Annotated in this window: 20 protein-coding genes, 1 pseudogene and 1 other annotated feature (1 of these 22 running past the window's edge); of the genes and pseudogenes, 2 read left to right on the top strand and 19 right to left on the bottom strand. The window is 54.4% G+C overall.

Annotated elements, in window-relative coordinates:
- From hemL to hemA, 6 genes are read right to left on the bottom strand one after another with little or no spacing between them, the layout of a single operon-like run.
- Positions 1 to 1,290: a glutamate-1-semialdehyde 2,1-aminomutase gene (hemL, locus tag NSS88_RS12855; protein WP_049624176.1), complete on the bottom strand. Its 1,290-nt coding sequence runs from the start codon at positions 1,288 to 1,290 to the stop codon at positions 1 to 3.
- A gap of 16 nt (positions 1,291 to 1,306) precedes the next feature.
- Entirely contained in the window at positions 1,307 to 2,281 is a 975-nt protein-coding gene (hemB, locus tag NSS88_RS12850) for a porphobilinogen synthase (protein WP_011232119.1), read from the bottom strand.
- Positions 2,282 to 3,049, bottom strand: coding sequence for a uroporphyrinogen-III synthase (locus tag NSS88_RS12845; RefSeq protein WP_049624175.1), 768 nt, complete (start codon positions 3,047 to 3,049; stop codon positions 2,282 to 2,284). It lies immediately after the preceding gene.
- A complete protein-coding gene (gene hemC, locus NSS88_RS12840; RefSeq protein WP_033014321.1) occupies positions 3,046 to 3,978 on the bottom strand; it encodes a hydroxymethylbilane synthase in 933 nt (310 codons plus the stop codon). The genes NSS88_RS12845 and hemC overlap by 4 nt, the downstream gene beginning before the upstream one ends.
- A gap of 15 nt (positions 3,979 to 3,993) precedes the next feature.
- Positions 3,994 to 4,812, bottom strand: a complete 819-nt coding sequence (gene ccsA / locus NSS88_RS12835; protein WP_050367627.1) for a cytochrome c biogenesis protein — start codon at positions 4,810 to 4,812, stop codon at positions 3,994 to 3,996.
- 10 nt (positions 4,813 to 4,822) lie between these two features.
- Positions 4,823 to 6,187 (bottom strand): glutamyl-tRNA reductase, encoded by a 1,365-nt coding sequence (hemA, locus tag NSS88_RS12830; RefSeq protein WP_033014323.1) that lies wholly within the window; start codon positions 6,185 to 6,187, stop codon positions 4,823 to 4,825.
- A 166-nt stretch (positions 6,188 to 6,353) separates the two neighbouring features.
- On the opposite strand from hemA, the gene NSS88_RS12825 reads away from it, so the two are divergent.
- Positions 6,354 to 6,839, top strand: a complete 486-nt coding sequence (locus NSS88_RS12825; protein WP_033014324.1) for a LiaI-LiaF-like domain-containing protein — start codon at positions 6,354 to 6,356, stop codon at positions 6,837 to 6,839.
- A gap of 149 nt (positions 6,840 to 6,988) precedes the next feature.
- Positions 6,989 to 8,537 (top strand): annotated as a pseudogene (locus tag NSS88_RS12820) (IS1182 family transposase).
- Positions 8,538 to 8,652: 115 nt separating this feature from the next.
- Here the strand turns inward: NSS88_RS12820 and yihA are convergent.
- The 13 genes from yihA to ilvB form a co-directional block, all read right to left on the bottom strand.
- Positions 8,653 to 9,240, bottom strand: coding sequence for a ribosome biogenesis GTP-binding protein YihA/YsxC (gene yihA / locus NSS88_RS12810; protein WP_033014325.1), 588 nt, complete (start codon positions 9,238 to 9,240; stop codon positions 8,653 to 8,655).
- Entirely contained in the window at positions 9,237 to 11,579 is a 2,343-nt protein-coding gene (lon, locus tag NSS88_RS12805) for an endopeptidase La (protein WP_049626414.1), read from the bottom strand. The genes yihA and lon overlap by 4 nt, the downstream gene beginning before the upstream one ends.
- A gap of 230 nt (positions 11,580 to 11,809) precedes the next feature.
- A complete protein-coding gene (gene lonB / locus NSS88_RS12800) occupies positions 11,810 to 13,483 on the bottom strand; it encodes an ATP-dependent protease LonB (protein ID WP_033014327.1) in 1,674 nt (557 codons plus the stop codon).
- Positions 13,484 to 13,626: 143 nt separating this feature from the next.
- Positions 13,627 to 14,892, bottom strand: a complete 1,266-nt coding sequence (gene clpX / locus NSS88_RS12795) for an ATP-dependent protease ATP-binding subunit ClpX (RefSeq protein ID WP_033014328.1) — start codon at positions 14,890 to 14,892, stop codon at positions 13,627 to 13,629.
- A 229-nt stretch (positions 14,893 to 15,121) separates the two neighbouring features.
- Positions 15,122 to 16,408, bottom strand: a complete 1,287-nt coding sequence (gene tig / locus NSS88_RS12790; RefSeq protein ID WP_033014329.1) for a trigger factor — start codon at positions 16,406 to 16,408, stop codon at positions 15,122 to 15,124.
- A 164-nt stretch (positions 16,409 to 16,572) separates the two neighbouring features.
- Positions 16,573 to 17,553: a tetratricopeptide repeat protein gene (locus NSS88_RS12785; RefSeq protein ID WP_033014331.1), complete on the bottom strand. Its 981-nt coding sequence runs from the start codon at positions 17,551 to 17,553 to the stop codon at positions 16,573 to 16,575.
- Between the two features lie 204 nt (positions 17,554 to 17,757).
- Positions 17,758 to 18,351, bottom strand: a complete 594-nt coding sequence (gene leuD, locus NSS88_RS12780) for a 3-isopropylmalate dehydratase small subunit (protein ID WP_011232131.1) — start codon at positions 18,349 to 18,351, stop codon at positions 17,758 to 17,760.
- Positions 18,352 to 18,447: 96 nt separating this feature from the next.
- A complete protein-coding gene (leuC, locus tag NSS88_RS12775; protein ID WP_033014333.1) occupies positions 18,448 to 19,863 on the bottom strand; it encodes a 3-isopropylmalate dehydratase large subunit in 1,416 nt (471 codons plus the stop codon).
- Positions 19,864 to 19,883: 20 nt separating this feature from the next.
- A complete protein-coding gene (gene leuB / locus NSS88_RS12770) occupies positions 19,884 to 20,999 on the bottom strand; it encodes a 3-isopropylmalate dehydrogenase (RefSeq protein ID WP_049626413.1) in 1,116 nt (371 codons plus the stop codon).
- A gap of 17 nt (positions 21,000 to 21,016) precedes the next feature.
- Positions 21,017 to 22,564, bottom strand: coding sequence for a 2-isopropylmalate synthase (locus tag NSS88_RS12765; RefSeq protein ID WP_033014336.1), 1,548 nt, complete (start codon positions 22,562 to 22,564; stop codon positions 21,017 to 21,019).
- Complete coding sequence (gene ilvC, locus NSS88_RS12760; protein ID WP_033014337.1) at positions 22,551 to 23,576, bottom strand: ketol-acid reductoisomerase; 1,026 nt, start codon at positions 23,574 to 23,576, stop codon at positions 22,551 to 22,553. Before ilvC ends, NSS88_RS12765 begins: the two co-directional genes overlap by 14 nt.
- Positions 23,577 to 23,697: 121 nt before the next feature.
- Positions 23,698 to 24,216 (bottom strand): acetolactate synthase small subunit, encoded by a 519-nt coding sequence (gene ilvN, locus NSS88_RS12755; protein WP_033014338.1) that lies wholly within the window; start codon positions 24,214 to 24,216, stop codon positions 23,698 to 23,700.
- Entirely contained in the window at positions 24,204 to 25,922 is a 1,719-nt protein-coding gene (ilvB, locus tag NSS88_RS12750; RefSeq protein WP_033014347.1) for an acetolactate synthase large subunit, read from the bottom strand. Before ilvB ends, ilvN begins: the two co-directional genes overlap by 13 nt.
- A 70-nt stretch (positions 25,923 to 25,992) precedes the next feature.
- Positions 25,993 to 26,174 (bottom strand) — a binding site (T-box leader) (it continues 85 nt past the right edge of the window).

Here is a 26,174-nt window from a genome sequence, read left to right as displayed (position 1 = left end):
TTATCCGCGCAGACGGGCAAACACCCGCTCAGCAGCGGCAATCGTATATTCAATATCATCATCACTGTGCGCCGTCGACAAAAACAGCCCTTCAAATTGCGACGGCGGCAGGAAAATGCCTTCATTCGCCATTTCCCGATAATAGGCGGCAAACAGCTCCAAGTCGGACGTTTTCGCTGTCTCGTAGTTGACCACCGGCTCGTTCGTGAAGAAAAAGCCGATCATCGACCCAGCGCGGTTGATCGTATGCGGGATATCGTATTTCTCTGCTGCCTGATGAAGCCCATCCGCAAGGCGCGCCGCTTTGCGGCCAAGCTCTTCGTACGTTTCCGGCGTCAGCTGGCGGAGCGTCTCGTACCCGGCCGTCATGGCGAGCGGATTGCCGGAGAGCGTGCCGGCTTGGTACACCGGCCCGCTCGGCGCGACAAGCTCCATGATCTCGGCTTTGCCCCCGTACGCCCCAACCGGCAAGCCGCCGCCGATCACTTTGCCAAGGCACGTCAAATCCGGCTCAATGCCATAATACCCTTGGGCGCAGTGGTAATCGACGCGGAACCCGGTCATGACCTCGTCGAAAATCAATAAGGCTCCGTATTGTTTCGTCACCTCGCGCAGCCCTTCCAAAAAGCCAGGCACTGGTGGAACGACGCCCATATTGCCGGCGACCGGTTCGACGATCACCGCGGCGATGTCTTCGCCAAACCGCTCAAACGCATAGCGGACGCTGTCGAAATCGTTGTACGGCACCGTGATGGTATGCTGGGCGACCGATTCCGGCACGCCCGGGCTGTCCGGCAGGCCGAGCGTCGCCACGCCGGATCCGGCTTTAATGAGCAGCGAATCGCCGTGGCCGTGGTAGCTGCCTTCAAATTTGATAATTTTGTTGCGCTTCGTGTAGCCGCGCGCTAAGCGGAGGGCGCTCATCGTCGCCTCCGTACCGGAGTTGACCATCCGCACGATTTCCACCGACGGCACCCGCTCAATCACGAGCTTGGCGAGCTCATTTTCAAGCAATGTCGGAGCGCCAAAGCTTGTGCCTTGTTCCGCCACGCGCTTCAACGCTTCCACGACCTGCGGGTTGGCATGCCCTAAAATGAGCGGACCCCATGACAGTACGTAATCAATGTACTCATTGCCGTCAATATCGTAAATTTTCGCTCCTTGGCCGCGCGCCATGAAAATCGGCGTCATCCCGACCGACTTGAAGGCGCGCACCGGGCTGTTCACCCCGCCCGGCATCAATTTCACCGCTTCTTCGTAAGCGGTTTTTGACCGTTCGTAGCTTCGCATGCTTCCGCCCTCCTCTCTATTCAGCCAGCCAGCGGGCGACATCTTTGGCAAAATACGTAATGATCAAATCTGCGCCCGCCCGTTTCATCCCTGTCAACATTTCCATGACGACCGACTTCTCATCGATCCAGCCGTTTTGCGCCGCCGCTTTGACCATCGCATACTCGCCGCTCACGTTATAGGCGACAAGCGGAAGCGGAAAACGGTTTTTGACGTCGCGGATAATATCCATGTAGGCAAGCGCTGGCTTCACCATCAAGAAATCAGCGCCTTCTTTGACATCCGACTCCGCCTCGCGAAACGCCTCAAGGCGGTTGGCCGGATCCATTTGGTACGTCTTCCGGTCGCCAAACTGCGGCGCGCTGTCGGCGGCATCACGGAACGGGCCGTAAAATGCCGAAGCGTATTTGATTGCATACGACATGATCGGCACATACTCAAACCCTGCTTCATCAAGCCCACGGCGAATGGCGGCGACAAAGCCGTCCATCATGTTCGACGGCGCGATGATGTCGGCGCCGGCTTGCGCTTGGCTCACCGCCGTTTTGGTGAGGAGCTCGAGCGACGGGTCGTTCAGCACGCGCTCGTTTTCGACGACGCCGCAATGGCCGTGGCTCGTATATTCACATAAACACGTATCCGCAATGACGACTAGATCTTTGTGTTCAGCTTTGATTTGGCGGATCGCCCGCTGAACAATCCCTGTTTCGCAATACGCCTGCGAACCGACTTCATCTTTTTCATTCGGCACACCAAACACCATGACGGCGGGAATGCCAAGCTTGGCGATGTCGTCCACTTCCTCAGATAAACGGTCAAGCGATAAATGGTAAACCCCTGGCATCGACGGCACTTCCCGCTTAATGCCGCTTCCCTCGACCACAAACAGCGGATAAATGAGATCCTCGACGCGAAGATGCGTCTCACGCACCATCGCCCGAATCGCAGCCGTTTGCCGCAAACGGCGATGGCGGTCAAATGACAGTGCCATTCATCGTCCCTCCATGGAAAAATATTGTTCCATCGCTTTGATTATACCATCCGTGGTGTAATCCGTCGGACAAATATGGACCGAAATGCCCGCCCGCTCGGCCGCTTCTTTCGTCACCGGTCCGATGCAGGCGACCGCAACACCGGAAAGAAGGGCATCCACTTCTTTGTCGAGAAGGCGGACAAGGCTGTCAACCGCCGACGGGCTCATCAAGGTGACCGCATCAAGCTCCCGCCGGCGCAGCAGCGACAACAACCGCTCCCGGCCGTTTTCATCAGGCTCGGTCTCATACACCGTGAGCTCGTCGACCGCGGCGCCGGCGTTTCGCAACGCCTCAGGCAAGGTCGGGCGCGCCAAATTGCCTTTGACAAACAGCACCCGGTCGCCTTGTTTGACGCGCGGCATGAGCAAGTCAGCCAGCCGTTCAGCGGTGTAATCATCCGGCACAAGCGCCGGGGAAAGACCATGCTCGGCGAGCGCGGCCGCCGTCTTCCGCCCGACGACGGCGACATTCGGCAGCGGCCGCGGCAACGAAACGTGCGGAAAAAAGAAGCGGACGGCGTTCGCGCTTGTGAAAACGAGCCAACGGTATTCGCCAAGCCGCTCAACCATAGAAGCGATTTCTTCCGGCGCCGCCGGTCGGATGGCAATGAGCGGGATCTCGACCGGCACGGCGCCGACAGCGCGCAGCTTGGCAGAAAACGATGCCGCCTGCTCTTTGCCGCGCGTCACGAGCACCGTTTTGCCGGCGAGCGCGCTGTGTGTCATGATTGGCTCAACTCCTGTTTCACCCGCTCGATGAGCGCTTTCGCCCCTTGTTCGATCAAGACAGCAGCCGCCTGTCGGCCGACCGCTTCCGGATCGGCGCCAGTGACGATTTCTTTATACATTTCTTTGCCATCCGGGGAGGCGACAAGCGCGGTAAGACGCACCGTCCCCTCCTTCACTTCCGCATAGCCGGCAATCGGCACTTGACAGCCTCCTTCCATTTGCTGCAAAAAGGCGCGCTCCGCCCGAACAGCCCGCTCGGTTTGCTCGTCGTTTAACCGGCTGAGCCATTGGCGCAATTCGTCATCATCCTCCCGGCATTCGACCGCCAGCGCCCCTTGGCCGACCGCCGGAACACAGACATCAAAAGGAAGATAGTCGCTGATGACGTCATCGCCCCAACCCATGCGCGCAAGACCCGCCGCCGCTAACACGATCGCATCGTACTCTTCGCTTTCGAGCTTCGCCAACCTTGTGTCAATATTGCCGCGAATCCATTTGATCGTCAAATCCGGGCGATAGGCAAGCAGCTGCGCCGAACGGCGCAAGCTGCTCGTGCCAATGACCGACCCAGGCGGCAAGTCGGAGAGCATCCGGTTTCCTTTGCTGACAAGCACATCGCGTGCATCTTCGCGGCGCGGAACCGCACCGATCACTAAACCTTCGGGCAGCACAGCCGGCATATCTTTCATGCTATGGACCGCCATATCGATGCCGCCGGCGAGCAATTCATGCTCAATCTCTTTCACAAACAACCCTTTGCCCCCGACTTTCGAGAGCGTAACATCCAGCACCCGATCTCCTTTCGTGACGATTTCTTTCACTTCAAACGTAAACGGCGCCCCAAGCTGTTTCAATTCGTTGATCACCCACTTCGTCTGGGTCAAGGCAAGCTTGCTGCGCCGCGAGCCAACGACAATGTTCCGCATCTCGTTCCACCTCGATTACGAATACCAGAAATGAAATTTTGACAAACTACCAAACAAGAAAAAGTTGACAAGCAAAAATAAAAACGAACCGATATTCCATAGCGCGATCGCCTTCCCTTGCATCTGCCGGACGGCTCGCTTGTAAAAATAGACGCCATAGACGAGAAGAACGACAAACGACCCGAGCACTTTCGCATCATACCAATGGAAATGGTCGATTTGAATATACGCCCAAATCACGCCAAGAATGAGCCCTAATAACAACATAGGTAAGCCGAGCGCGTTTAAAACATACGACAAACAATCAAGCCGCGACAAATCCGCCATGCGCCAAAGGCGCGCCCCCCACTTTTTCTTTTTCAGCAAACTGTACTGCAACATGTAAAGCACCGAAAACAGAAACGACAGCGTAAACGCCGCATACGCTCCGAGCGAAAGGGTGATGTGGATGATCAGCAGCTCCGAGACGAGCCGCTCCGCAACAGCCGGCGACTGCGAAGACGGTGCAAACGTATGAATGGCCAAAATAAAAAAAGCAAGCACGTTCGTAAAAAAGACGATGAAATCGACGCGCAGCAGCCGATTGATGACGAGCGACAGCGTAATGAGCAGCCAAGCGTAAAAATAAAGCCCTTCCGACATCGTTAAAATCGGAAAGCGCTTCGTCTCCATGATGCGAGAAACAAACGTCACTGTCTGCAAAAGCCACACAATAGAAAGCAACCAGAAGGCGATGTCGTTCGCCTTCCGGTTTTGTTGCAAAAAATCGATGAAATAGAATAGGATCGAAGCGATGTAAAGCAAAATGGACAACTCATACAACAGCGCCACCATCCATCCCACCTTACAGCTGCCATGATGGGCGGGCGGCACGGACCGCTTCCGCGTCTTGTTCATCGCATTGCACGGATTTCGCCTGCTCTATATGCCGCTCGGCTTTCACCGCATCTTCGATATTGAAAATTTTCATAAACAGCAAAAGCGCCTCCTCGGCATTCGGGCCGGCGGCGAGTTCCTTCGCCTGCAAAATCGGATCGCGGAGCAGCTGGTTAATAATGCTTTTCGTATGCTTATTCAACACTTTCCAGTCGCGCTCCGACAAATGCGGCAGTTTCCGCTCCAAACTTTTCATCGTTTCTGCTTGAATGGCCAGCGCCTTTTCGCGCAATGCGGCAATGACTGGCACGACGCCGAGCGTCTGCAGCCATTGGCTAAACGCCATAAGTTCCGCTTCGATCATCGTTTCAATGCGAGCCGCTGCCTTTTGCCGTTCCGCCAAGTTGGCCGCCACCACATCTTGCAAATCGTCAATGTCGTACAAAAACACCGTTTCCAAATCAGCCAACGCCGGATCCAAATCGCGCGGCACCGCGATGTCAACCATAAAGAGCGGGCGGCCTTTGCGCATTTTCTCAAGCGGCGCCACCATTTCCTTCGTCAAAATATAGCCTTTGGCTCCCGTCGAGCTGATGACGATATCTGCTTCCAGCAAAGCGCATGACAATTCGCCGAGCGGCTTCGCTTCGCCGGCAAACTGCTTAGCAAGCTGTTTCGCTTTTTCAAGCGTCCGATTGACAACCGTCACCTTCCCGACGCCGCTGCCGTACAAGTTTTGCGCCGCCAGCGTCCCCATTTTGCCGGCCCCGATAATCAAGACGTGCTTGCCGGCAAGGCGGCCGAAAATTTTCTTCGCCAGCTCAACCGCCGCATAGCTGACCGATACAGCGTGCGCGCCGATGCCCGTTTCCGAGTGGGCGCGCTTCGCAAAGGTCACCGCCTGCTTGAACAGATGATTGAAAATCGTGCCGCTCGTCCCGACCTCTTGAGCGAGCAAATAGCTGTCTTTCACTTGCCCTAAAATTTGCGTTTCCCCAAGCACCATCGAATCAAGGCCGGCCGCCACGCGGAACAAATGCTTTATGGCCGCTTCTCCTTCAAGCACACGCAAATACGGAGCAATCGCTTCCACTTTGACGCCAAACCATTCGGCTAAAAATGCTTTCATATAGTAACGTCCGGTATGCAGTTGATCAACCACTGCATAAACTTCCGTCCGGTTGCACGTCGAGACGATCACATTTTCGAGTACGCTTTTTTGCTCGGCGAGCTGTTTCATCGCCGCACCGAGTTCCGCTTCTGCAAACGCGAGCTTTTCGCGGATTTCTACAGGGGCGGTTTTATAGTCGACGCCAACGACTACGATTTGCACGATGCCATCCCCCTTATTGACCGAATCCCTTCCATCATTATATCACAACTGTCCATCGTTCCGATTTAAAAAAATTGTGAACATGCCTCCAAAGCTATGCTAAACTGTAGACAGTGATCATTCTATCATAAACATGTCCAAAAGGGAAACGGAGGACGCGACGATCATGAAAACCCGAACGGTATTCGCCGGCATCTTGTTCATCGGCCTCGGGCTGTATTTTCTCGCCGGACAGTTGGAATCCCCCCTTTTCCATTTCTTCCAAGGGTGGCCGGCCTTGCTTGCCATTTGCGGCGCGGCTTTGCTTGGCCAGGCGCATTCAGCGCGTGAATATGCTTACCTTTTCCCCGGCTTTCTTTTACTCGGATTTGGCGTTGAGTTGCTCCTTGCGAGTGCATTTTCGGCCTGGCCCCGCGGCGTGAACATGTTTTTTTTCCTCATTGCGTTCGCTTTTTTCGCCAGCAGCCGCAAACAAAAAGGCGGGGCCGGCTTTGGCGTACTTTTCTTGCTTCTCGCTGTCGTGCTGACGTTTTCCGGGCGCGGCCAGCCGTTCTTTCACCTCGTCCAAGCCGGACTTTCCTCTGTCTGGAAGTTTTGGCCGCTCGGACTCATCGCCATCGGCGTCTATCTATTATGGACTAGGCGAAAATAGCCTTGGAAGTGAAAAGGGGCTGACCCAAAACGCGAATGCGTTTTGGGATCAGCCCCCACTTTTTTGCCTCAAATATAGAAGAATCGCCCTTTTTTCTGGTAGAATAGAGTCACCAAAACCACTACCACCGAAAGAAGGGCGATTCTTTTATGAAACATGATCATATTTCCTTTAAAGAGTATACCATGGACAACCTCTCTTTGCCAAGCAACATCGCCGATCTCATTCCACGGGATAACATGGCCCACGTGGTTCATGAGATGGTTGAACGCATCCCGATGGAGACGTTTCTTGCTTACTACAAAGGAGGGGGCGCCTCCGCCTATCATCCGAAAATGATGACCAAAATTCTCCTTTACGCTTACACCCAAAAAATGTATCATGGCCGTGAGATTGCACGGCAGCTCGAAGTCCACCTTCCCCTCATGTGGCTAAGTGGATTTCAAAAGCCGGACTTCCGCTCCATCAATCGGTTTCGTTCGGAGCGGATGAAAGACCTGATTGACGACCTGTTCCGGGAAATGATCACGCTGCTCGTGGCCGACGGCTATGTCAAGATGGAAGATTATTTTGTGGATGGAACGAAAATTGAAGCGAATGCCAACCGGTACACCTTCGTTTGGCGCAAATCGGCTGAGAAGTACCAGGAGAAACTCCAAGCCAATGTCGATCGGCTGATTGCCCAGATCGAGGTGATCGTGGAAGAAGAAAAGGCGGAAGACATCGACCCTTCGCCGGCCTTTACGTCAGAAGAAATCCGAAAGAAAACCGAGGAGTGGGAAAAACGGTTGGAGGCCGAGCCGGACAACCAACCGTTGAAGAAGGCCATCAAGAAGATGAAGGAGGACTACTTGCCCCGCAGTGAAAAGTATGAACACCAACTCCATGTATGCGGGGATCGCAACAGCTATTCCAAGACCGATGTGGATGCCACCTTCATGCGGTTGAAGGAGGATCACATGCGAAACGGCCAGCTCAAGCCGGCCTATAACGTACAGGTGGGTTCTTCCGGCCAATTTATTTTGGGGTATTCCCTTCATCAGAGGCCGGGCGACACTCGTTGTCTTCTCCCGCATTTGGAGACCGTTCGAGAGAAGTACGGCGTGGAACCCGAACGTTTGATCGCTGACGCGGCTTATGGCTCGGAAGAGAACTACGTGAAGCTGGAAGAGAAGCACATATCGGCCTTGATCAAGTACCATACGTATGAGAAGGAGAACACGCGCAAGGTCAAGAAAAATCCGCATCATCAGCAGAATTGGACCTATGTGGAAGAAGAAGACGTTTGGATTTGCGCCAATGGGAAAAAGCTGGTTCGCACCGGAACTTCGAAACAGACCACGGAATCAGGATACACCTCGGTCACCCGACACTACCAATGCCATGAATGCGAAGGATGTCCGTTCCGTTCCCTGCACGACTTCCAAGTATGGACGAACCACGCAATGGAACCCCATCTATCATGAACAAAAACAGAAAGCCCGCGAACGGTTGGAGAGTGAAGAAGGGCAAGCCCGATACCGCCAACGCCAAACCGACATTGAGAGTGTATTTGGGCAAATCAAACAAAATCGCGGGTTTCGTCGCTTTGTCCTGCGAGGCCTCCAAAAAGTTTCCATCGAATGGGGGCTGGTTTGTGCTGCCCACAATCTTCTCAAAAAAGCCGCTAGGGACAAGCAATTGTCCTTGGTGGCGTAAATGAGGGGGAGAACAGAGTCGGAATTTTGTTCCGTTTGGTAAAATATACAAAAACCAGAGAGGGCTGACTCCAAAAGTCCGCTTTTTGGCGGACTTTTGGGTCAGCCCCTTTTCGTCATGAGGACACAAACGGCAAAAGCGCCGCCCATGCTTCGTCTTTCCCTTGTCCGGTCTCGGCGGAAAACAAAATGAGCGGGTCGCCGTCAGCCATCCGCAGCGTCTCGCGCGCGATTTTCGCGTGTTTTTGATGCTTGCCGCGCGGCACTTTATCCGCTTTCGTCGCGATGACGATCACCGGGATCTCGTAATGTTTCAAAAACTCGTACATCATCACATCGTCTTTCGTCGGCGGATGGCGCAAATCAACGAGCAGGACCGCCGCCTTAAGCACCTCGCGCGTCGTAAAGTACGTCTCCATCATGTTCCCCCATTTTTGCCGCTCCTGCTTCGACACGCGGGCGAAACCATAACCTGGCACGTCCACAAAGTAAAACGAGTCGTTAATCAAATAAAAATTCAACGTTTGCGTTTTCCCTGGCTTTGAGGAGGTGCGCGCCAAGTTTTTCCGGTTGATCATTTTGTTGATGAATGATGATTTGCCGACGTTCGAACGGCCGGCGAGCGCCACCTCTGGCCGTCCGCCGTCCGGATATTGTTCCGGCTTGACGGCACTGGTCACAAGCTCTGCTTTCTTCACATTCATCGCTTCCACCCCACCAGCGCGTGCGGCAGCACCTCATCGAGATGGGAGACGAGCACAAAGCGCAAGTCGCGCTTCACCGTTTCCGGAATGTCCGCTAAATCTTTTTCATTGTCTTTTGGCAAAATGACCGTTTTCAGCCCGGCGCGGTGGGCACTTAACGTTTTCTCTTTCAAGCCTCCGATCGCAAGCACCCTGCCGCGCAGCGTAATTTCGCCGGTCATGCCAACAAAGCGGCTCACCGGCTTGCCCGTCAGCGCGGAAATGAGTGCGGTGGCGATCGTAATGCCTGCAGACGGCCCGTCTTTTGGCACCGCACCCTCCGGGACATGGATATGGATATCGTACATTTCATGGAATTTCGGATCGATGCCGAGTTCCTCAGCGCGCGATCGAACATAACTGAACGCCGCCTGCGCCGATTCTTTCATCACATCGCCGAGTTTTCCGGTCAACACAAGTTTGCCGTTACCTTTCGCGAGCGACACCTCAATGGCGAGCGTATCGCCGCCAAACGCGGTGTACGCAAGACCGGTCGCCACGCCGATCTGGTCCTCCGCTTCCGCCTGTCCATAGCGGTATTTTCGTTTTCCTAAAAATTCTTCGAGATTGTTTTCTGTGATGACGACCCGTTTTTTCTCACCGGAGACAATGAGGCGGGCCGCCTTCCGGCAAATCGCCGCCAACTGTCGCTCCAGCTCCCGCACTCCAGCTTCGCGCGTATAATGGCGGATGATGGCAAGCATCGCATCATCGCGCACTTGCAGCGCCGCTTTTTTCAAGCCGTGCTCATCGAGCTGCTTCGGCAGCAAATGCCGCTTCGCAATATGGAGCTTTTCAACTTCGGTATAGCCCGGAATCTCAATCACTTCCATCCGGTCCAACAGCGGCTGCGGAATCGCCGCCAAATAGTTGGCAGTCGCAATAAACATTACCTTCGACAAATCGTACGGCTCTTCAATGTAATGATCGCTGAACGTATGATTTTGCTCCGGGTCAAGCACCTCCAGCATGGCCGCCGATGGATCGCCACGGAAATCACTCGACATTTTGTCGATTTCATCAAGCAAGAAGACGGGGTTGATCGTGCCTGCTTTTTTCATCCCTTGGATAATGCGTCCCGGCATGGCGCCGACATACGTGCGGCGATGGCCGCGAATTTCCGATTCGTCGCGGACGCCGCCGAGCGAAACGCGGACGAAGCGGCGGCCGAGCGCTTTGGCGATCGAGCGAGCGAGCGACGTTTTGCCGACCCCCGGCGGTCCGGCGAGGCAAAGAATCGGACCTTTTAACGATTTCGTCAGCTGTTTGACAGATAAAAATTCAAGCACCCGTTCTTTCACTTTATCGAGCCCGTAATGCTCCTCGTTTAAAATCGCTTCCGCCTGCTTAATGTCGTGGATGTCTTCTGTTTCTTTCGACCACGGCAAGGCGATGAGCCAATCGAGGTAGTTGCGAATGACTGTGCTTTCCGCTGAGGTCGCCGGAATTTTTTCATAGCGGTCAAGCTCCTTCAATGCCGTTTGTTTCACATGCTCCGGCATGCCGGCCGCCTCGATTTTTTCTTTCAGCTCCTCGACTTCGCCCGTTTTTCCTTCTTTTTCGCCAAGCTCTTTTTGAATCGCCTTCATTTGCTCGCGCAAATAATACTCTTTTTGCGTCCGCTCCATCGACTGCTTGACGCGGGCGCTGATCTTTTTCTCAAGCTGGAGCACTTCTTTTTCGTTGTGCAAAATTTGGATGATTTTATTGAGGCGCTCTTTCACGTCGATCGTTTCTAAAATACGCTGTTTTTCCTCAAGCTTAAGTGGCAAGTGCGAGGCGATGATGTCCGCCATTCGCCCCGGCTCATCGATGTCGACGATCGAGGCGTAAATGTCGACCGACAGCCGCTTGGACAAGTTTATGTACTGCTCGAAATATTCAAGCATCGTCCGCTTGAGCGCCTCATCTTCTAAATCTTTCGCCGCCCGATCAGCAAACTTTTCGACTTTGACGAGAAAGTACGGCTCCTCGCTGATCACTTCCGTAATGAGCGCCCGAGCGACGCCTTCGACAAGCACGCGGAACGTGCCGTTCGGGAGTTTTAGAAGTTGCTTGACGCGCGCGATCGTTCCCATTTTATATAAGTCATCCATGTCCGGTTCGTCGATGGCAACGTCTTTTTGCGACGTCAGCAAAATCATATGATCCTCAACCATGGCTTGTTCGAGCGCTTTGACCGATTTCTCGCGCCCGACATCCAAATGGAGCACCATCGTCGGAAACACGAGCAGCCCACGCAGCGGCAAAAGCGGAACGACCGTCTCCTTTTTCTTTCCGTTCACGCCGAACACCTCCATCTCTCGCTTCTATTCGTTTATTGTATAGTACGGTAGCCGGGTTTGTAAAATTTGACGAACGAAAAAGCGCGCGGCGCTCCATCTGCATGCAAAGAAAAACCGACTTCAGCGACGATCCGCTTGCGCCGAAGCCGTACATAAAAGAGAGGCCGGGCGAACCGCCCGACTCGGTTGCGAGCGGATCGCCCGCTTTCGTTGCCAATCGTTCGCCTTGCCGCCGTTTCCTTTGGCTAGACGAGCTTTTTCTCCGAGCGGTCCATAGCCGCTGGCAGCAGCGCGGAGCCGCGGCGGAGCGCCTCTTCGTCGAACACATGGACGAGCACTTCCTCGAGGCGGCGGACGGCGATGATTTGAATGCCGCTGACTTCGCCTAGCAACGATTGCATATTCTCAATCGGGATGATGACTTTTTTCGCCCCAGCTTGTTTGGCCGCTTTGATTTTGGCGAACACGCCGCCGACCGGTTTCACGCAGCCACGGATACTGATTTCTCCGGTCATCGCGACCGTATGATCGACTGGAAGCTGGTAAATGGCGGAATAAATGCCGACTGCAATCGCCACCCCGGCTGAAGGGCCGTCAACCGGCACCCCGCCCGGGAAGTTGACATGAATGTCGTAACGGTCGGCCGGCACGCCCATCGCCCGCAACACAGTGATGACGTTTTCTGCTGAACCGCGCGCCATGCTTTTGCGGCGCACCGATTTTTCGGCGCTGCCGATGCTCTCTTCCTCAATAATGCCCGTGACGTTGATCGTCCCTTTTCCTTTCGCCGGCAAGGCGGTCACTTCAATTTCAAGAAGCGCGCCGGTGTTCGGGCCGTACACGGCAAGGCCATTGACGACGCCGACCGCCGGGGCGGACGCAATTTTCTTTTCATAGCGCGGGGCCATTTGGCTTGAATGAATGACCCATTCAATGTCTTTATCCAAAATTTTGTCGCGGTTTTCCGTAATGGCAAGACCGGCGGCGATTTGCATCATGTTCACCGCCTCCCGCCCGTTGCGCGCATAGGCAGCAAGCAGGCGAATGCCGCTTTCTGACACGTTCAGGCGGATTTTTTCCGCCGCCTTTTTGGCGATGAGGGCGATCTCATCTTGGTCCAATTCACGGAAAAATACTTCCAGGCAACGAGAGCGAATGGCCGGAGGAATTTCGTTCGGCGTGCGCGTCGTCGCCCCGACAAGACGGAAATCAGCCGGCAGTCCATTTTGGAAAATATCGTGAATATGGCTTGGGATTTGCAGATTTTCTTTGCTGTAATAGGCGCTTTCAAAAAATACTTTCCGGTCCTCAAGCACTTTCAGCAGCTTGTTCATTTGGATCGGATGAAGCTCGCCGATTTCGTCGATGAATAAAACGCCGCCGTGGGCGTTCGTCACCGCCCCTTGCTTCGGCTGGGGAATGCCGGCTTGCCCCATCGCCCCGGCCCCTTGGTAAATCGGGTCGTGCACCGAACCGATGAGCGGATCGGCAATGCCGCGCTCGTCAAAACGCGCCGTCGTCGCGTCAAGCTCCACGAACACCGCATTTTTCTTAAACGGGGAGAGCGGATTTTTTTTCGCTTCCTCAAGCACGAGCCGAGCAGCTGCCGTCTTGCCGACGCCAGGGGGGCCGTAAATGATGACATGCTGCGGGTTGGGGCCGCATAAAGCAGCTTTTAACGCCTTGATGCCGTCTTCCTGACCGACGATATCGTCAAAACTTTTCGGCCGCACTTTTTCCGCCAGCGGCTCGGTGAGCGAAATCGAACGCAGCTTGCGGAGCTGTTCCATCTCTTTGCGCGACTCCTTATCAATCGAAACTTTTTGCACACGTTGCCCTCTTAGCAAATTCCAAAAATAAAGGCCGATGATGACCCCGAAAAACAGCTGGATGACCAGTACGATGTTCGTCCAATCCATGCCCCGATATCCTCCTGCCTTTAGATGGTATGTAGTATGATAGTATCTCCGCGAACGGGCGGGAATAAACAAAAAAAGCGCCGACCGGCGCCAAGGGCATGGGCGGCAAAAAAAGAAACCGCCGAAAAAAGGCGGTTTTCCCATCAGGCAGATGTTTTCCGTTCCAGCTCGATGACGGTGCCGTCATGACGGATCAGCGTCGGCGGCTTTGTGCCGCGCACCGTGTCGAGCGTGATGATGCACTTTTGCACATCTTCGCGCGACGGCAACTCAAACATCACATCGAGCATAATGCCTTCGATGATCGAGCGAAGGCCGCGCGCGCCCGTTTTCCGCTCAATCGCTCTTTTCGCGATTTCCCGGAGCGCCGCTTCTTCAAACTCGAGTTCAACGCCGTCAAGCTCCAGCATTTTTTGGTATTGTTTCACGATCGCGTTTTTCGGCTTCGTCAAAATATCGATCAACGCCTGTTCGTCAAGCGGCTCAAGCGTCGTAATGACCGGCAGACGGCCGATGAACTCCGGAATAAGCCCGAACTTGAGCAAGTCTTCCGGCAGCACTTTCGACAGCAAGTTTTTCTCATCAACATCGGCTTGGTTCATTTCCGCACCGAATCCGATCACTTTTTTGCCGAGGCGGCGCTTAATGATCGGCTCGATGCCATCAAACGCCCCGCCGCAAATGAACAAAATGTTCGTTGTGTCGATTTGGATGAACTCCTGATGCGGATGTTTGCGGCCGCCCTGCGGTGGAACGCTGGCGATCGTTCCCTCCAAAATTTTGAGCAGCGCCTGTTGCACCCCTTCACCGGAAACATCGCGGGTGATGGAAGGGTTTTCCGATTTACGGGCGATTTTATCGATTTCATCGATATAAATAATGCCTTTTTCTGCCCGTTCCACATCATAATCGGCCGCTTGGATGAGCTTTAACAAAATGTTTTCGACGTCCTCGCCGACATAGCCTGCCTCCGTGAGCGATGTCGCATCGGCGATGGCAAACGGCACGTTTAAAATGCGCGCCAATGTTTGCGCCAGCAGCGTTTTCCCGCTCCCGGTCGGTCCGATCATCAAAATGTTGCTTTTCGACAGCTCGACATCATCGATTTTGCTGCCGGAATTGATCCGTTTATAATGGTTGTAAACCGCAACGGCGAGCGATTTTTTCGCGTCATCTTGGCCGATGACGTATTCATCTAAAATTTCCCTGATCTCCATCGGCTTCGGCACGTCTTTAAATTCAAATTCTTCCTCGTTTCCAAGCTCTTCCTCGACGATCTCCGTGCACAATTCAATGCATTCATCACAAATGTAAACGCCCGGGCCGGCGACGAGCTTGCGCACTTGGTCTTGCGTTTTGCCGCAAAACGAACACTTTAGCTGCCCTTTTTCATCATTAAATTTAAACATGTCATTCACCCCTTGCTAACAAAATCGCACCTGCGTTATGTATCATGTCTCGCCATCCCATGTTGCAAAAAACTTATGTATTCGCTATTTTACCATACATGCGTCAAAAAAAGCGAATGAAAAACCCGTGATGTATTAGAAAAGTTTGAAAAATCACCTCCAGGCGCCAATGACTGAGATAAAGAACAAGGCACGAACGTCTCGCGCCTTGTTCCTTCTACCTTTATTATTATGCCGCAACCGTGCTGTGCTCCACAAGAAAATCGATCGTTTTCCGCCATTTTAAATCTTCTTTGACGCCATCCAAGCTGCCGAGCAGCTCTTTTAACTTGTCCACGCTCAAGTTGTAGGCTTCCGCCATTTTTTGGAGTTCTTCCTCCACCTCTTCATCGGTTACCTCGATGTTTTCTGCTTTGGCGATCGCTTCGAGCGTCAAGGCCGCACGCACCCGTTTTTCGGCGTCTTCTTTCATTTGCTCACGCAGCGCCGCTTCATCCTGACCTGAGAATTGATAGTACAGCTGCAAGTTCAGCCCTTGCATTTGCAGTCGTTGATCAAATTCGCGAAGCATCCGGTCCGTCTCGTTTTGCACCATGACAGCCGGAATATCGATTTCCGCATTGGCAGCCGCTTTTTCGACGACCGCATTGCGCAACGCCGTTTCCGCTTCATTCTTTTTCGCTTCTTCCAGACGGGCGCGGATTTTCGCTTTCAGTTCGTCAAGCGTTTCAACTTCTTCATCGACGTCTTTCGCAAACTCGTCATCCAAAGCCGGCAATTGCTTCGCTTTCACTTCATGCACTTTCACTTTGAACGTCGCCGGTTTGCCGGCCAGCTGCTCAGCGTGGTATTCTTCCGGGAACGTCACTTGAATTTCTTTTTCTTCGCCGGCTTTCATACCGACAAGCTGTTCTTCAAACCCCGGGATAAAGGTGCCTGAACCGATTTCGAGCGAATAGTTTTCCGCCTTGCCGCCTTCAAACGGCTCGCCGTCGACAACCCCTTCGAAATCGATGACGACCGTATCGCCGTTTTCCACCGTCCCGTCTTCTTTCACGACAAGTTCGGCGTAATTTTCTTGCAAACGTTTCAATTCGTTTTCGACATCTTCGTCCGTCACGGTTGTATCCATTTTTTCCACTTCAAGCCCTTTGTATTGACCGAGCTTCACTTCCGGCTTTACGGTCACTTTCGCTTTGAAAATTAAGCTTTTGCCTTTTTCCATTTGCTCAATGTCAATCTCCGGCATTGACACCGGTTCGATGCCTGCCTCTTCGACGGCTTTGGCATACGCCTCTGGCAGCAAAATATCGAGCGCGTCTTGATAGAGCGCCTCAACGCCAAACCGTTTTTCAAACAGGACACGCGGCACTTTCCCTTTGCGGAAGCCCGGCAGCGCAATATTTTTCACCACTTTTTTAAATGCGGCATCCAAGCCTTTGTTCACTTGCTCGGCGTCGACCTCAACGGTCAATACGCCTTCGTTCCCTCCAAGTTTTTCCCATTTGACTGACATCCTTGTTCCCTCCACCTGAAATCATTGCTCGGACCATAGCGCACTCCGCTTGTCCATATCTTTTTATGATGCCCAATTATGTAGACAAGTATGCGAAAACAGATACATAGCACAGCCACTATATTATAACATACAACAGCCATGTTTCAACAGAGAACTAGCCATTAGAGGGAGGAAAGTTCCTCTATTTCGTATAGATTTTGGCAAAGCGTTTCCATCTCCGCCGCCTCCACACCGTAGCGGTCGGCCAAGGCGGTCGCGTCAGCATCCAAGCCTAAAAACCGGCTCGCCATCCAATGGAGAGCAGCAAGCCAGGCCGCTGCATCCGCCGGCTCTGGCGGAAACGGGTACAACACATATGCATAGCGAAGCCAAATGTCCGCCGCCGTTTCATACAAACTCGGGCTTTCCGCCGCGAGCTGCTGTTCAAGCCGACCCAGCAGCGATGAAGCAAATTCCGTTTCCGTCTGTTCGTCCAACGCTGACGGGACGACCTCCATGCAACGGCCAAATTTCTCAACCGTCACCGTTTCGTTGACTTGCTTCCCTGTCAACAGGCGAAGGAGCATCGTTTTCGCCATCGGGCTTTTTTCCGGTGCGCGTAAATATTGCTTGAGCAACGGCAGCACCGGCTCGATGTCTTCTTTTTCCAGTTGTTTAATCAGTTGCAGCTGCTCAGCAATGTCCCCGGACTCAAGCAGCCGTCTCACCCGCTTCCACTCCGCGGGCGGAAGCGTGCGGGCATTCATTTTTTCACTAAACCGGAGCAGCTGATGAAGCTGTTCGCGCAACGAAGCGGATAGCGACGGATGGCGCAAGGCGGCGCGGATCACCGTTTCCGCCTTGCTGTATCGATTCGTTTGCAACAGCACAGCGAGATACATTTGCAACAGATCGCTGTTGTTCGGCTGTTCGTCAAGTAAGGCGGCGAGGCGCCACTCCGCCTCATCGTAGTCTCCAAGCTCATAGCAACAGACAGCCAGCCCAAGGCGAACAGGAAAACTGTGGTCGCCAAGCTGTTCAGCAGCGCGCAAAAAGCGGAGCGCTTCTTTGTAGCGTTTCGCTTCAAGCGCCGCAAACGCTTCTTCCATCAGTCGTTCTTTCGTTTGCGGAAACATGATGATTTTTCCTTTTTTCCCGGTCATCTTCGCCCGCTCCCATTTGCATTTACCATCAGTGTAACAAGTTTTCCCTAGCGAAACAACCCGCGCCTTGCTGGGTAACACAAACCGCTTGTTTGCCAAAAAGCAGCCGGCCTCTGGACGCAGGCGCCGTCAAACGCGAAAAAGGCTGCGCCCGCCGATTGGCAGAGCAGCCCATCTCTCCTTGCCTCCCGAAACACATGGCGCTTACGGCCGTGGACAATGCCGTCGTTCGTAGGCGGCGATATGCGCTTCGTACACAAACGTCAAATCAATTTCGTCCCATCCTTTTAGCAACAGCTGTTTTCGATACGGGTCGATGTCAAACGGACGCGAAAATCCTTCATCGTCAAATACCCGCTGTTCTTCAAGCGAAACCGTCAGTTCATAGTCTGCGCGCTCGCTTTGGCGCAGCAAGTAGCGGACATCCTCTTTATCCAGCCGGATCGGCAACAGCCCGTTTTTTAAGCAGTTGTTGTAAAAAATATCGGCAAACGATGGGGCAATGATGACGCGAAATCCGTAATCTTGGAGCGCCCAAGGCGCATGTTCGCGCGATGAGCCGCAGCCGAAGTTTTCATCGGCGACTAAAATCGTCGCCCCTTCGTTTTCCGGGCGGTTGAGCTCAAACTCCGGATTTGGCGTGCCGTCGCTCAAATACCGCCAATCGTAAAAGAGAAACTGGCCAAAGCCGGTGCGTTCAATCCGTTTCAAAAACTGCTTTGGAATGATTTGATCGGTATCAATATTCGCCCGGTCGATGCCGGCGGTTTTCCCGCGGTGAATCGTAAACGGCTTCATCCCGTCTCTCCCCTTCCGTCCCGTGTATCGTTCGTTTCTATGCCGCTTTTGAGAAGATAGCCCCAAAACGGGGGCGGCCATATCAAGGAGCACCCGTCATCGGACCAGCTCAGCTTCAAGCTGGCGCACATCGACAAAATGTCCGTAAATCGCAGCCGCCGCGGCCATCACCGGGCTGACGAGATGCGTGCGCGCCCCTTTTCCTTGCCGCCCTTCAAAGTTGCGGTTCGACGTTGACGCACAGTGCTCGCCTTCCGGAATGATGTCCGGGTTCATGCCCAAACAGGCGCTGCATCCAGCATCACGCCATTCAAAACCGGCATCGATGAAAATTTGCGCCAACCCTTCCGCCTCGGCTTGTTTTTTCACTTGCTGCGATCCAGGCACGACGAGCGCCCGTACACCCGGAGCCACTTTTTTCCCTTTCACGATGCTCGCCGCCGCGCGCAAATCGCTGAGGCGTGAGTTGGTGCACGAACCGATGAAGACGTGCTGCACCGGAATATCCGCAATCAGCGTGCCCGGCTTGAGCCCCATGTACTCAAGCGCCCGGCGCACCGCGTTTTGCTCTGTTTTGTTTTCAAACTGCTCGGGATGCGGCACGACACCATCGACCGATGTGCTCATCGCCGGGGTTGTACCCCATGTCACCATCGGGGCGATCGTCGACGCGTCGATTTCAATCGTCTTGTCGTATTCCGCCCCCTCATCGCTTGCAAGCGCCCGCCACCGTTCGACCGCTTGCTCAAACGCTTCGCCTTTTGGCGCATATTTGCGGCCGCGCAAATAGGCGAATGTCGTTTCATCCGGGCTGATGAGCCCGGCTCTCGCCCCCGCTTCAATCGACATGTTGCAAATCGTCATCCGTTCTTCCATCGACATGCGGCGGATCGCCTCACCGGTAAATTCAATAATATAGCCGGTGCCGACGCCAACGCCATAGCGGCCGATAATGGCCAAGATGACATCTTTGGCGGTCACCCCTTTGCCGAGGCGGCCGTTGATGCAGATTTGCAGCGTTTTCGGCTTATGCTGCCAAAGCGTTTGCGTCGCCAGCACGTGCTCGACCTCGCTTGTGCCGATGCCAAACGCCAACGCGCCAAACGCCCCGTGCGTCGACGTATGGCTGTCGCCGCAAACGATCGTTTTCCCCGGTTGGGTCAAGCCGAGCTCCGGACCGATGACGTGCACGATTCCTTGCTCTTCGCTATGCAAATCTGCCAGTGGGATGCCGAACTCGCGGCAGTTGCGCTCAAGCGCAGCGATTTGGTTGCGCGCCACTTCGTCGGTAATCACAAATCGGTTAACGGTCGGCACGTTATGGTCCATCGTCGCAAAGGTCAAATCCGGCCGCCGCACCTTCCGCCCTTTTTGCCGCAATCCTTCAAAGGCTTGCGGCGAGGTCACTTCATGCACTAAGTGCAAATCGATGTACAATAAATCCGGTTTGCCCTCCTCACGGTAGACGACGTGGTTTTCCCAAATTTTATCGATGATCGTTTTCGGCTTCATTGGTCTTCACCTCGCACGTCTTAGGCATAAACGGTCCTAATTTGAGCAATGGTCGTATAATCCAGCACCGCCGCTTTGATTTCTTCGACCATTTCGTTCGTGGATACAATGCGGCCGCCGCTTGGCGCCAAGTCAGCGGTGCGCAAACCTTGATCGAGCGCCTGCCACACCGCGTGCTCTACCGCCTCCGCTTCCGCGGTGAGCCCGAACGACAGTCGAAGCATCATCGCGGCCGACAAAATCGCCGCAATCGGATTGGCTTTGTTCATGCCAGCGATATCAGGCGCTGAACCGTGTACCGGCTCATACAAGCTCGGACCGGAAGCGGATAAGCTGGCTGACGGCAGCATCCCGAGCGAACCGGACAGCATCGAGGCCTCGTCGCTCAAAATATCGCCAAACATGTTTTCTGTCACAATGACATCAAACTGCTTCGGCGCGCGGATGAGCTGCATCGCGGCATTGTCAACAAGCATATGCTCAAGCGTGACGTCCGGAAATTCCTTCGCCACCTCTTCGGCCACTTCTCGCCATAATCGGCTTGACGACAGGACGTTCGCCTTGTCGACCGACGTCACTTTTTTCTTCCTCCCGCGCGCAAGCATAAACGCCATGCGCACGATCCGTTCGATTTCTTCCTTTTTATATAAGAGAGTGTCAACCGCTCTTTCTTCCCCGTTTTCCACGACGCGGCCGCTCGGCTGGCCGAAGTAAATGCCGCCGGTCAGCTCGCGGACGATGACAAAATCGACGCCTTTCACGAGATCCGGTTTTAACGGCGAAGCGGAAACCAAACTGTCATAGCAAACAACCGGCCGCAAGTTGGCATATAAGTCGAGCTGCTTGCGAATGGCAAGCAATCCTTTTTCCGGGCGCAAATGCGGAGGGTTGTCGTCCCACTTCGGACCGCCGACCGCCCCGAGCAGCACCGCATCGCTCTGTTGGCAAAGGCGAAGCGTCTCTTCTGGGAGCGGCGTCCCGGCTTCATCGATCGCGACTCCGCCAATCAATCCATACTCAAACGCAAACTCGTGGCCAAACCGGATGCCGACCGCTTTCAAAACCTCGACCGCTCCGGACGTCACTTCCTTGCCGATGCCATCGCCCGGCAAGACGGCAATCCGATAGTTTCCCATGTTTGAATCCCTCCGTTTTATGATGTTGCCACCTTTTCGTTTTCAGCACGCATCGCTTCGATCATAAACACGCGGTTCATGGCGTTGATGTACGCTTTCGCCGACGCCTCAAGCACGTCTTGCGCCGTTCCGCGCCCGCTCGTTTCAACATCGCGCACGCGCACTTTCACAAACACTTGCGCTAGCGCATCGCGGCCGCCGCCGACCGACTCAATCCGGTAGTCAAGCAGTGTCACTTCCGTTTGGAAGCAGCGCTCGAGCGTATTGTACAGCGCCTCGACGCTGCCGGAGCCGGTCGCCGCTTCTTGGATTTCATTCCCCTTCCCGTCTTTCAGTACCACGACCGCTGTCGGAATTTGATTCGTCCCGTATTGCACTTGAATGGAAGACAATTGATAAAAATCTTTGAAGTGGTCGAACTTCTCTTCGAAAATCAACGCGATTAAATCGTCGTCGGTAATATCCTTCTTTTTGTCCGCCAGTTCTTTAAAACGGACAAACAGCTGATTGATCTCTTCATCGGACAACGTGTAGCCGAGCTCCTCAACCCGGTTGCGAAGCGCATGGCGGCCGGAATGTTTGCCGAGCACCATCGAATTCGACGGCACGCCGACGAGCTCCGGTGAAATGATTTCGTACGTCGTTTTTTCTTTTAAGACGCCGTCTTGATGGATGCCGGATTCATGCGCAAACGCGTTTTTGCCGACGACCGCTTTGTTGGGTGGAACGACGACCCCGGTCAGCTTGCTGACAAGATTGCTTGTGCGCTTAATTTCTTGCAAATTGAGGCGCGTTTCCACTTGATAATAATCTTTGCGAATGTGAAGGGCGACGGCGATCTCCTCAAGCGCCGCGTTGCCGGCCCGCTCGCCGATGCCGTTGATCGTGCACTCGACCTGCGTCGCCCCATGCTCAATGGCCGACAACGAGTTCACCACCGCCATGCCCAAGTCATCATGACAATGAGCGGAGAGCGAAACATTTTCAATATTCTGAACATTGTTTTGCAAATAGAGGAAAATTTCCCCGTATTCTTTCGGCGTAATATAGCCGACCGTATCCGGGATGTTGATGACCGAGGCGCCGGCTTTGATCACTTCGGCGACGATTTTCGCCAAAAACGGCAGCTCGCTCCGGCACGCATCTTCCGCCGACCATTGGACGATCGGGAAAAAGCGCTTCGCGTATTTCACTGCCTCAACCGCCGCTTCAATCACTTGTTCCGGCGTCATCCGCAATTTATGCACCATATGGATCGGCGAGGTGGCGATGAATAGGTGGAGCCGCGGCTCCGCGCCGCCTTTTAACGCCTCCCACGCCGCATCAATGTCGCTTCGGACCGAGCGCGACAGCCCGGTGACCGAGCATGTTCTCACCGTTTCGGCAATTTGTTTGACCGCCTCAAAATCGCCTTTTGACGAGGCGGGGAAGCCCGCCTCGATGATGTCAACCCGCAGCCGTTCAAGCTGACGGGCAATTTCCAACTTTTCTTGCAAGTTCAAATTGACGCCGGCCGACTGTTCCCCATCGCGCAATGTAGTATCAAAAAACTTAATGTTTCGCACCTGGCACCACCGCTTCTTTTTGTTTTGCTTTCACAAACGGCATCATGCTCCGCAGTTCGCGTCCGACGACTTCGATTAAATGCTCGTTCTCGCGCCGGTTGATGGCGTTGAACTCCGGACGGTTTGCTTGGTTTTCCAAAATCCAGCTTTTCGCGAATTTGCCGGTTTGGATGTCATCGAGCACCTTTTTCATTTCCGCTTTCACGGCGTCGTTAATGATGCGCGGACCGGTGATAAAGTCGCCCCATTGCGCCGTATCGGAAATCGAGTAGCGCATCCACGACAAGCCGCCTTCATAAAGAAGATCAACGATGAGCTTCATTTCATGCAAACACTCGAAATAGGCGACTTCCGGCTGATACCCGGCTTCAACGAGCGTTTCAAACCCGGCCTTGATGAGCGCCGTCAGCCCGCCGCACAGCACCGCTTGTTCACCGAACAAGTCGGTTTCCGTCTCTTCTTTGAACGTTGTCTCCAACACCCCAGCTCGAGCAGCACCAATCGCTTTCGCATAGGCGAGCGCCGTTTCTTTCGCGTGTCCGGTTACATCTTGATAAACGGCGATGAGCGCCGGCACCCCGGCTCCTTCCGCATATGTGCGACGCACGAGATGGCCTGGTCCTTTCGGCGCCACCAAGAAGACATCGACATGCTCCGGCGGGACGATTTGGCTGAAATGAATGTTAAACCCGTGCGCAAACACAAGCGCGTTGCCCGGTTCAAGCCCCGGTTCAATCTCTTCCTTGTAGACAGCCGGCTGTTTCTCATCCGGCAGCAACACCATCACAATATCCGCTTGTTTTGCCGCTTCGCGCACCGAGTATACTTCAAAGCCGTCCTGTTCCGCCTGCTCCCACGATTTCCCTTTGCGCAACCCGACAATGACGCGGACGCCGCTGTCGCGCAAGTTTTGTGCATGGGCGTGGCCTTGTGAGCCGTAGCCGATGATCGCGACCGTTTTCCCTTGCAAATATTGTTCGTTTGCATCCCCGTTATAGTAGACTTTTGCCATGATTACCCTCTCCTTTGTCGTGTAGTGTAAATGGGCCGCCATGCGCCCTCATTGCGCACAGGCGCGGTTATTCGTATCGACAATGTTTTGACAACGATCGTTGCAACGGAGACAGCGGCCGTTAAATGATAAACGCCGTTTTCTGGTTGGCTGCCGCTTTTTGCGCCCCGCGGGTGAACGCGGTCGTACCGGTGCGCGCCACTTCTTTGATGCCATAGGGGCGCAACAGCTCAATCAACGCCTCGACTTTTTCCGGCTCGCCGGTGACTTGAATGACGAGGCTGTCTTTGCTGACGTCGACGATCGAGGCGCGGAACGGCTCAATGAGCGTGTAGATTTCTTGGCGGATCGCCGGAGCAGCCGACACTTTCACAAGCGCCAGCTCACGGGCGACGATCGCCTGATCCGTGATGTCATTGACTTTCAATACATCGATCTGCTTGTTTAGCAGTTTGATAATTTGTTCCGCGGTCCGTTCGTCGTCGACATTGACGACAAATGTCATCCGCGAGACTCCATCGATTTCCGTATGCCCGACGGTGATGCTTTCGATATTGTAATGCCGCTTCGTAAACAGCCCGGTGATGCGGTTTAACACGCCCGGGCGGTTGTTGACCGTCATCGTGATCATTCTTCGCACGCTTTCACCCCCACCATTTCATGAAGCCCTTTGCCAGGCGACACCATCGGATACACGTTCTCGTCGGCGCGGACGTGGAAATCCAACAGCACCGGGCCGTCCATCGCAAACGCTTGTTTTAACACTTCAGCTGCTTCCGCCTCCGTCTTCGCCCGCAGCCCCGGTATGCCGTATGCTTCAGCGAGTTTTACAAAATCCGGATGATTCGGGATGAGCGAATGGGAGTACCGTTTTTCGTAAAACAGCTCCTGCCATTGCCGCACCATGCCGAGCGCCTGGTTGTTGACGATGACGATTTTAATTGGCAACCCCAGCTCTTGAATGACCGACAGCTCTTGAAGCGTCATTTGGAAACCGCCGTCGCCGACGATGGAAACGACGGTCGCGCTCCGATCCGCCAGCTGGGCGCCGATCGCTGCCGGAAGCCCAAAGCCCATCGTGCCGAGCCCCCCGGACGTCACCCACCGGTTCGGTCGATTGAACTTGTAATATTGCGCCGCCCACATTTGGTGCTGGCCGACGTCCGTTGTGACGATCGCTTCGCCATTTGTCAATTCGTAAATCATTTCGATAAGCTTTTGCGGCTTGATCGTCCCGGCTTCCGGCTCGTAATGGAGCGGGAAGCGCCGCTTCCACTCATTGAGCTGTTCGAGCCACGCCGCGTTGTCAGCCGGTTTGCCTTGCTGGGCGATCAGTTCCTGCAGCGCCGCTTTGGCGTCGCTGACAATCGGAATTTTGGTCGGCACGTTTTTGCCGATTTCCGCCGGGTCGATGTCGATATGAGCGACAGTCGCCTTTGGCGCGAAGTATTTCAAGTTGCCAGTGACCCGGTCGGCAAAACGGGCGCCGATGTTGATAAGCAAATCGCACTCATAGAGCGCCATGTTCGCCGTGTACGTCCCGTGCATGCCCGCCATCCCCAAGAAAAGCGGATGGTCTGCTGGGAAGCCGCCAAGGCCAAGAAGCGTATGAACGACCGGAATGTTTTGCTGCTCGGCGTACTGCCGCAATTCGTTTGCCGCGTCGGCGTGCAAGACGCCGGCGCCGGCTAAAATGACCGGCCGCTTCGACTGGCTGACCGCCTCGACAAGACGGCGGATTTGCCAATGGTTCGGCTGTGTCGTCGGCTGATACCCAGGCAAGCAAACTTCTTCATCGTAATCGAATTCCCCTTCGGCCGTTGTGATGTCTTTCGGAATATCGATCAACACCGGTCCCGGTCGTCCAGTCGTTGCGATGTGGAACGCCTCTTTGATGATTTTCGGCAGCTCACTGATGTCGCGCACTTGGTAGTTGTGTTTCGTAATCGGCATCGTAATCCCGACGACATCGGCTTCCTGAAAGGCGTCCGAGCCGATGACGCTCGTCGCTACTTGCCCAGTGAACACGACGAGCGGCAACGAATCCATCATGGCGTCGGTCAGTCCGGTGACGATGTTGGTCGCTCCCGGCCCCGATGTCGCGATGACGACCCCCGGTTTTCCCGAAATGCGCGCGTACCCTTCCGCCGCATGAATGGCTCCCTGCTCGTGCCGCGTCAAGACGTGAAACACACCGGCTTTATACAGCTCATCGTAAAGCGGAAGCACCGCGCCGCCCGGATAGCCGAAAATGACTTCGACTTGCTCCGCCTTCAGCGCTTCGATCAACATCATCGACCCGCTCATCTTCGTCTTCGTCTGCTCCTCCACGTTCATCTTTGCCATCGTCGATCCTCCCCGTTGGTTGTGATTCATATAAAAAACCTTTTCACCCACCATGACTGGCATTTCCAGCCAAAGGGGCGAAAAGGTTCCTTTCCGCGGTACCACCCTTCTTCACAGCCATGACGGCCGCCTCAGGAGCAGCCAGCCGAAGCCGGCTGCTCGTTTTTTGTAACGGGTGAAGCGCACATCCCCACCCGTCCGGCCCTACTGGCGAATCTGCGTTCAAGCCGGCGCTCGGAGGTGAGTTCATCA

This window comes from Geobacillus sp. FSL W8-1251, assembly GCF_038005945.1.
Lineage (GTDB): Bacteria > Bacillota > Bacilli > Bacillales > Anoxybacillaceae > Geobacillus > Geobacillus stearothermophilus.
The sequence above is the reverse complement of the archived record's forward strand: the minus strand, read 5'-3'. Positions and strand labels throughout refer to the sequence as shown.

Excerpts from the sequence above, each read along its gene's own strand:
- hemL (WP_049624176.1), bottom strand. The coding sequence starts at position 1,290 with ATGCGAAGCTACGAACGGTCAAAAACCGCTTACGAAGAAGCGGTGAAA.
- hemB (WP_011232119.1), bottom strand. The coding sequence starts at position 2,281 with ATGGCACTGTCATTTGACCGCCATCGCCGTTTGCGGCAAACGGCTGCG.
- NSS88_RS12845 (WP_049624175.1), bottom strand. The coding sequence starts at position 3,049 with ATGACACACAGCGCGCTCGCCGGCAAAACGGTGCTCGTGACGCGCGGC.
- hemC (WP_033014321.1), bottom strand. The coding sequence starts at position 3,978 with ATGCGGAACATTGTCGTTGGCTCGCGGCGCAGCAAGCTTGCCTTGACC.
- ccsA (WP_050367627.1), bottom strand. The coding sequence starts at position 4,812 with ATGGTGGCGCTGTTGTATGAGTTGTCCATTTTGCTTTACATCGCTTCG.
- NSS88_RS12825 (WP_033014324.1), top strand. The coding sequence starts at position 6,354 with ATGAAAACCCGAACGGTATTCGCCGGCATCTTGTTCATCGGCCTCGGG.
- yihA (WP_033014325.1), bottom strand. The coding sequence starts at position 9,240 with ATGAATGTGAAGAAAGCAGAGCTTGTGACCAGTGCCGTCAAGCCGGAA.
- lon (WP_049626414.1), bottom strand. The coding sequence starts at position 11,579 with ATGGAGGTGTTCGGCGTGAACGGAAAGAAAAAGGAGACGGTCGTTCCG.
- lonB (WP_033014327.1), bottom strand. The coding sequence starts at position 13,483 with ATGGATTGGACGAACATCGTACTGGTCATCCAGCTGTTTTTCGGGGTC.
- clpX (WP_033014328.1), bottom strand. The coding sequence starts at position 14,892 with ATGTTTAAATTTAATGATGAAAAAGGGCAGCTAAAGTGTTCGTTTTGC.
- tig (WP_033014329.1), bottom strand. The coding sequence starts at position 16,408 with ATGTCAGTCAAATGGGAAAAACTTGGAGGGAACGAAGGCGTATTGACC.
- NSS88_RS12785 (WP_033014331.1), bottom strand. The coding sequence starts at position 17,553 with ATGACCGGGAAAAAAGGAAAAATCATCATGTTTCCGCAAACGAAAGAA.
- leuD (WP_011232131.1), bottom strand. The coding sequence starts at position 18,351 with ATGAAGCCGTTTACGATTCACCGCGGGAAAACCGCCGGCATCGACCGG.
- leuC (WP_033014333.1), bottom strand. The coding sequence starts at position 19,863 with ATGAAGCCGAAAACGATCATCGATAAAATTTGGGAAAACCACGTCGTC.
- leuB (WP_049626413.1), bottom strand. The coding sequence starts at position 20,999 with ATGGGAAACTATCGGATTGCCGTCTTGCCGGGCGATGGCATCGGCAAG.
- ilvC (WP_033014337.1), bottom strand. The coding sequence starts at position 23,576 with ATGGCAAAAGTCTACTATAACGGGGATGCAAACGAACAATATTTGCAA.
- ilvB (WP_033014347.1), bottom strand. The coding sequence starts at position 25,922 with ATGGCAAAGATGAACGTGGAGGAGCAGACGAAGACGAAGATGAGCGGG.